Origin of the sequence: Alishewanella jeotgali KCTC 22429, from assembly GCF_000245735.1 — a bacterium.
Lineage (GTDB): Bacteria > Pseudomonadota > Gammaproteobacteria > Enterobacterales > Alteromonadaceae > Alishewanella > Alishewanella jeotgali.
In genome coordinates this window covers 1-6,765 of sequence record NZ_AHTH01000059.1, presented here as the reverse complement: position 1 = coordinate 6,765, position 6,765 = coordinate 1, and the positions used below count along the sequence as shown (strand labels likewise).

Sequence of the window (6,765 nt, the reverse complement as noted above, 5' to 3'; positions counted from 1 at the left end):
GGACAACGCCTGTGCGGAAAGCTTCTTCCATTCATTGAAGGTTGAAGCGCTTCAGGATGAGCCAATAATGGGTCGGGAAACAATGCGTCAACACGTTTTTGAGTATATTGAAGTTGATTACAACAAGACCAGAAGGCATAGTGCTCTTGGCTATCTTAGCCCAGAGAGTTTTGAATTGAAGAACAGTGCTTAGTGAAGCGTCCACTGTTGCTGGTACAGATCACTTGTCTTGCCGCAAACCATCACATAATTCTCGTAGACTTCCAACCCACCGCTCATGTATCTCGGGATAGGCTTCTAGCGCGCAAATGTAATAGTGTCCTTGATAATGAAAAATAATCTCATGGCGAGTAGTTTGGGCACTGGCGTCTGCACCGCCAGCTAAGCTGAAAATAGTTGTCCACTCCACCCCGATTTCGACAGCGTCTTGTCCAAGGATCAAAACATCGCTCGTCATTAAAAATATCTTCGCGTTCCTGTTCGACTCCAGTTTTTTGACATAAGCTTCCAGCGAATCGGGCTCCCGAGTTGGCTTAACCCTCATCACAGAGAGGCTTGGGTAACCAGGTGTATCACCCGTTAGCCTCTTAGGCAAACTAAAATGAATCGATGGAGAATCGGTGTAAACCGAGTTGTTTAACACGAAACCAGACGGTACTTTAACTGAAAATACCGTGCCCTCAATCGCGATCCGCTTCTCATCAACTTGTGCCGCGGACAAGGCGAATATTGAACAAAAAATGACAAGAATGATCGACAGATTCATTGTTGCCTTAACGTCCGGCGCCGACAGCGGCAAACAAGAAAACCAATAATGTCATTTTTCATCGTATCGTCACCAAGTTAAGATTTTGATCGTCATCAGACTCTACCGCTCTTGTCGTAATGACACTATAACGCCCTGTTCCAAAACTACTCACTTTGTAAGATTACAGCGAAAGGTAATATTCAGCATGGAAGTTTTGTAGGAAAAATAAAGCGTCCTCTTCAGACCAGTTATATTCACCACTGGTGAGCTCTTCTAGTTGCTTTTGAAACTCTTGTGTTTCTTTAAACGTCTGAAATTTAGCTTCTTTGTATTTGTCAAATTCTGCCGCCGTGAAATCTTGGTAGTCAGTTACCACACCTTCGCTGATACGAATTACAATATAGTATTCGTAACTTGAACCATACCCCATATGCACATAATGCGTCATTTCACCATGAGGAATAACAAGTGAGCCTGAGTACCAAACGGCGTTGATTGAATCACGCCCAGGAAAAATCTCATGAAAAATGCTTTTACTTTCTCTTCTTTTTTCATCTTTATGGTAAATGCTTATAGTCACATCAGTTAAAAACATTAACCCAGCATCAATTTTCCAAGATGCTACGTAGCCTCTCCAGTTAGCAGAAGAAGTAGATAAATTTTCAGGCATTTCCCACTTAATCGTAATAAGATGCTTATCAAGCGGGTTGGTATGGAGGCGATATTCCTTATCATCTATTGTGATATAATCAGGGATCTGAGCAGTTGAACTACAGTTAAATGAAGTAAAAAGAGTCAACAAAAAAACAAATATAATAGCCTTCACAAACCCTCCTTGATATGTATAACGCCCCCTAATAGGCCATTAATATATGCATAAAAATTAAACAACTCCGGTCTCAAACACATAATTTGGCCCCCTCTTTAGCGCGCCACAGATTAGCATCGTAGCCAACACTGTTTGCTGACGATAAAACCTGATTAATATGTACGCGCTTATTCATCCTCCATGTCCCAGAAGGTGAACCCTTTACCGCCTAAATGCTTCCACCATTTGACTTGGGATATTTCTTCCATATAAATCATTGGAGAATACTCAGACTTTACGACTAAAGCGCTTTGAAGCCATTTATCATTTTTAATAAGTTGAACGGCTTTATTTTCGGCCTCTTCCACTGAATCAGCTTTTACCAATCTCGTGGTAAAAAAGCCAAGATTTTTGATTTTGCCCTCCCAGTGCAATTCAAAATTTTCACCACGAAGTAAAACCTGATATTTCATTGCGAACCTCTGGGTACATGACGTTCAAAACGCTCGCACGGCACTCGCCGCTTTGGCATTGCTTGTTATGCGAAAATTCTCGACAATTTTGCATAGTTCCTCAGGCGACACATCAGAAAGACGTTGGTGCCTTTCGGCTGTAGACCCTGATAACGGGCCAACCATAAATACTTCAAAATAGTCTTTTACCAAAATATCGATTCTATCTTTAATTACTTCGCCAGTACGTACATAAGGTGTTGAGCTAAAGGCTATTTCGCTATATAGATAACCATCTTCAACCTTATATTTGCTTAGATAGTAGTCCATGCTAACCCGACCGCTGGTGTCGAACTCGTAACTTAAAACGCACTTTCTACCATCTTCGGTGAATCCAATTTGGCTAAACCAATATGGATAAACACCATCAAACTTTAATTCCCATGTTCCCACTAAATCTGTACTTTTAAAATATTCGGAGGGCTTGGTTAAGGAACATGACGTAAGCACCACGAATAAAATTGATATAAATGCCAGTCTAAACACAGAACTTTCCTTTCGTGTAAAATACGCCGAAACGGCGAGCAACTTGTTGCGAGTCCAGCTGCCGCAGGCCGCGATGCTTTGGGCTTTTGTTAGAGCTCATTTAGCTTGAACTCCGTAACCTCAAAAAAACACTCATCATCAATTATATCTTTAGACCAATCGGCACGCATTTTCTCAGGAAATCCAAAGTCTTTATTAAATCTTAGCTCCAATTTGTGCGACTCCTTGATAGCCTCCTCCGCCACGTCAAACAAATCATCTATTGTCGAACTTCCACCAAAAAGTTGATTCTCATATTTTACGAAGTTATGTTCCCCACCTGTGACTGTAGCTGATGTTATTGAACCAGACATACAGCCTTCTTCGATAATATAAGCGTAGTCTCGAAGATTCAGAGATCGCCAATGGGCGCGGTACTGCTCAAATTGATTAAGCTCCCTACTTCTCTCAGAAACCGCATAAATACCCCAAGAGGAATAAATCAGGATAATTAAGCTTCCCAAAACAATAAGAGCCACAAATGGATTTCGCAGATCAAAAAGATTCATAATTAGCTCTAACGCCCAAATTTAGCATGGAAAGCCTCCAGCGGGTTGACGTCGCAGCCAACACTTTTCGCTGGCGATAATATTTGTTTGTTAAGGCAATTTAAATTACGCACGCACTGTAAGCCTCAGCATGGTTAACTGACTTTTGAGTTGTAAAATCTAATTGTATTGTTGTTAAAACTGGTTGGTTTTGATTATTGCTTTCGCTGGCAGTCCACCGCCATTTTCTCAACGCCTCATATGCCTTTTTATTAAAGGTTGAGCCAGGGAAGCTTTTAATTACCGTCAAATTTTGGGGCTTACCATTACCGTCAATTAACAGCGTAAACGCTACACAGCCTGATATATTATTTTTTCCTGCTTCCGCAGGATATTCGGGTGCAACTTTTCTCTCAACAACCCAGTATTTTTCAACGACCTCTTTGTTACCAACTAAGTCTAGATATTCTCTTTCGACTGGCTGATTTACTGTTGAACAAGCATTTAATACAAAGATTGCCGAAACTGCTAATAGATTTGATTTATTCAACTTAACGTCCTTATTGCCCTAATCGGGATAGGGAGGCGCCACACAGCGCCTCTCCTCCCAGATCACCGTGCATACAGATCACGTACACGGCGATTCATTTTCATAATCCTCATCATTTTTGTAGCGTTCCGCAGCAACTGCGCCAACAACAAAAGCCAGAAAAAAACAACTGACGTTTACCAAATGTACCTTAAACGGAATACCGCTGACAGCAACTGAAGCCGGTGATACCACCGTAAAGATCGCGACGCTGACAACTGTCGTTGGTTTCATATTACCTTTTAACGCTCTAATTTAGCGCGGAATGCCGCGCAGCGGGTTGACGTCACAACCAGCGCTTTTTGCTGGCGATAAAATTTGATTGTTAGCGTCTGTACTCGCAAAGACGCGCTACCTGTTCTTGTGTTTCTTGTGAAAATTGAGCCATCTGCTCATCGGTTAAAACACCATAATGCTTTAAGGCCGCTATTTTAAACACCGCATTACTGCGTTTGAGATCATTAAACATCTCAGCAATGGCTTCATCTTCTTTGTTAATTAATTTCCATAGCTCCAAGTAAGTCTCATGCTCCCGATCTTTGCGGGTAGATGATGTTTGCTCGATGCGTCGAAATATTGTTTCGCATGCAGAATTAAGCAAACTTTCTTTAAGACCGCTAAGTCTTTTCCAATCTTTCTCAGGTACAGATGACATCTGAATTCGCTCCTGAAGACGCTAATGCCCCGCGCAAGCGCGCGAACTTGTGAGCGTCGCCGCAGCCGAAGGCTGCAAATGACGCAATAACATGGACTCCCCCTCACTATCCGGCATCGATGTGCCACACTGAGAGTGTCAAAACAAACAGTCACAAGTGAGGGGAAGTCGCATGGAACAGTCTATACGTTGTGGGGTCGATATTGCAAAGATCGTGTTTCAAATTCATGGCGTTAATGCTAAATCTGGTGAAACCATCATGGTTAAAAAGTTAGCCAGAAACGAAATGCTGCGATATTTTGCCAATAAACCACCGATGCTTATCGGCATTGAAGCCTGTAGTGGCTCGCATTACTGGGCGCGTGAGCTCACTAAGCTTGGCCATACGGTAAAGCTGATGACACCGCAATATGTTGCACCCTATCGGCGTGGCGGTAAAAACGATGCCAATGATGCAGAAGCCATTTGTGAAGCGTTAGCCAGACCGAATATGCGCTTTGTTGCCGTTAAATCAGAATCACAACAAGCTGTGCTCGTCATGCACCGTATGCGCGACCAGTGGGTACGGGAACGTACTTCACTGATGAACCAAATCCGAAGCTACCTGCACGAGTTTGGTATTGTGATTAATCAGGGCCGCGCAGCACTAGCTAAAACGTTGCCTTTGGTGGCTGAATCGGAAATCTTACCGCTGCTATTTCGCCAGAGCATCGCCGACCTCGCAGATAGATTAACCGATTTAGAGACGAGGATTACTGCGCTCAACAAACGGATTGAAGACTGGAGCAAGCAAGATACCATTGCAAAAGCCTTACTTGAGCTCTGTGGTGTCGGTAGCATTACCGCCAGTGCTGCTGTGGCTACTGCAGGTGATGTCTCGGTATTTAAAAACGGCAGACAGTTTGCAGCCTGGCTCGGTTTAGTACCTAAACAGAATTCATCCGGTGGTAAAACCCAGCTGGGGGCGATTACTAAACGCGGTGACCGCTATTTGCGAACACTCCTGGTTCAAGGTGCCCGAACGGTAATGTTAGCCGCCAGCCGAGCACAAAAGTCCACGCAAACAACACCCATGTTTGACTGGATTTATAAGCTACAAGAGCGACGGCCAAATAATGTTGTTGCGGTGGCTATCGCCGCAAAACAAGCCAGAATGCTCTGGGCAATCATGGCAAAGCAGCAGCAAGATGCTTTAGGTTTAGCAATATGATGTAGAAGAAACATATTAGTAAAAACAGCGAGTTAACAATAATTCTCAACCAAAGAATTGCACTACAAAGTGGATAAATAAAGCGGCAACGACCGTGCACAGGAAGGGCCTGATAACAAGCCTGGTATTCATTACCGTTGACGCGATGAGGCACCTGTGCGCGAAAGTTATCAGGGCTGGAGCATGGCAAAACCATGAATCTCACGAGCCGAATAGACGTTTGCAGTCATTCACCGCCAAATTTGATCACTTTGTGCTTGCAATAGAGGGGGAGTCCATAGACGGCTTGTTATATGTTTTCATTTAGAGCCTGATAATAAGTGCTGACCAACGAAATGCTATCTGGGTACTTTTTATCGAAAGATTCATAATAAATATTTACGTACTCCGAAGATGAGCAAAACATTTTCTCAACAAACTCAGGGGTATTATGAATAGCATCGAGTAAATCAGCGAGAATTCCAACTTTGCTATTCTCATCAACACGATACAGTTCATTTCTCGCATATAAAATCGCAGTTTTAACGACTTCAAGATGTGCGGACTGCTCTTTACTTAACTGGTTCAACTGACTGTCTCGTTTGGCATATAACGACCCACTTAGGGGCAAAAACACATGGGCGTAAATGCGAGCGAAGCGAGACAGCCCATGTGTTTTTGTCCCAGCGAACGCAGTGAGCGACTACAGTGGCTTGTTAGACCGAATTATCAATGCGAAGCCGCATGTAACCGTAGTACCAGATCCTTGTCAGTCAGCGGCCTGAAGAACACGCCCGGTTTGATCCCAACGAATTCTGGCCCCTTCAGCAGAACTAGCCGAGCCTCCGTATCACCATCATGCGCTTCCTTAATCTGGCCAAGGGTGTAATGAAGGTGAGGAGACAGAGAAACCGGAATCAAATCAGGCACCTTCAAGGCGCTAGAGACGAGCACTTGATCCACCTGGATACGCAGCCGAATTGTATTATCCAAGCCGGGGCCTGTTCGGGCTTCAGGGTCCGTAATTAATCTACCTTGGCCATTTACCATGTCCACACCCACCACACGACCAACAAGTATATGATCAGCTTGTTTTGCCATCTCTTCCAGACTTACTTCGAATGGCAAGCCAGCAAATGTAATTGCTGGAACAAACGCAAATAGAAGCAATAAGATACGGCACATGTGACCTCCCAAGGTCTAACGAGCCTGTAGAAAAACCTGTTTAGAGCACAGCATTTCTACTCTGGC

11 protein-coding genes are annotated in these 6,765 nt (G+C 43.7%); 2 read left to right on the top strand and 9 right to left on the bottom strand.

Features of this window, described 5'->3' with window-relative positions; genetic code table 11:
* A partial coding sequence (locus AJE_RS17320; RefSeq protein ID WP_008951941.1) for an IS3 family transposase occupies positions 1–193 on the top strand: 193 nt, incomplete at its 5' end.
* Between the two features lie 27 nt (positions 194–220).
* On the opposite strand, the gene AJE_RS17315 is transcribed toward AJE_RS17320, so the two are convergent.
* From AJE_RS17315 to AJE_RS17280, 7 genes are all read right to left on the bottom strand, one after another.
* Positions 221–766 carry a hypothetical protein gene (locus tag AJE_RS17315; protein ID WP_008951940.1) on the bottom strand — a complete coding sequence of 182 codons (546 nt, stop codon included), beginning with the start codon at positions 764–766 and terminating at the stop codon, positions 221–223.
* 163 nt (positions 767–929) lie between these two features.
* Positions 930–1,574 carry a hypothetical protein gene (locus AJE_RS17310; RefSeq protein WP_008951939.1) on the bottom strand — a complete coding sequence of 215 codons (645 nt, stop codon included), beginning with the start codon at positions 1,572–1,574 and terminating at the stop codon, positions 930–932.
* 170 nt (positions 1,575–1,744) lie between these two features.
* On the bottom strand, positions 1,745–2,029 hold the full coding sequence (locus AJE_RS17305) for a hypothetical protein (RefSeq protein ID WP_008951938.1): 285 nt from the start codon (positions 2,027–2,029) through the stop codon (positions 1,745–1,747).
* Positions 2,030–2,053: 24 nt separating this feature from the next.
* Positions 2,054–2,554, bottom strand: coding sequence for a hypothetical protein (locus AJE_RS17300; protein ID WP_008951937.1), 501 nt, complete (start codon positions 2,552–2,554; stop codon positions 2,054–2,056).
* 89 nt (positions 2,555–2,643) lie between these two features.
* Positions 2,644–3,102: a DUF6174 domain-containing protein gene (locus AJE_RS17295; protein WP_008951936.1), complete on the bottom strand. Its 459-nt coding sequence runs from the start codon at positions 3,100–3,102 to the stop codon at positions 2,644–2,646.
* Positions 3,103–3,202: 100 nt separating this feature from the next.
* Positions 3,203–3,631, bottom strand: coding sequence for an energy transducer TonB (locus AJE_RS17290; RefSeq protein ID WP_008951935.1), 429 nt, complete (start codon positions 3,629–3,631; stop codon positions 3,203–3,205).
* 364 nt (positions 3,632–3,995) lie between these two features.
* Positions 3,996–4,325 (bottom strand): hypothetical protein, encoded by a 330-nt coding sequence (locus AJE_RS17280; protein WP_039928994.1) that lies wholly within the window; start codon positions 4,323–4,325, stop codon positions 3,996–3,998.
* 172 nt (positions 4,326–4,497) lie between these two features.
* Here AJE_RS17280 and AJE_RS17275 point away from each other — a divergent pair, with 172 nt between their 5' ends.
* Positions 4,498–5,535, top strand: a complete 1,038-nt coding sequence (locus tag AJE_RS17275; protein ID WP_008951932.1) for an IS110 family RNA-guided transposase — start codon at positions 4,498–4,500, stop codon at positions 5,533–5,535.
* Between the two features lie 289 nt (positions 5,536–5,824).
* On the opposite strand, the gene AJE_RS18500 is transcribed toward AJE_RS17275, so the two are convergent.
* Positions 5,825–6,103: a hypothetical protein gene (locus AJE_RS18500; protein ID WP_008951931.1), complete on the bottom strand. Its 279-nt coding sequence runs from the start codon at positions 6,101–6,103 to the stop codon at positions 5,825–5,827.
* 140 nt (positions 6,104–6,243) lie between these two features.
* Positions 6,244–6,699 (bottom strand): hypothetical protein, encoded by a 456-nt coding sequence (locus AJE_RS17265; RefSeq protein WP_008951930.1) that lies wholly within the window; start codon positions 6,697–6,699, stop codon positions 6,244–6,246.
* Positions 6,700–6,765 lie beyond the last annotated feature (66 nt).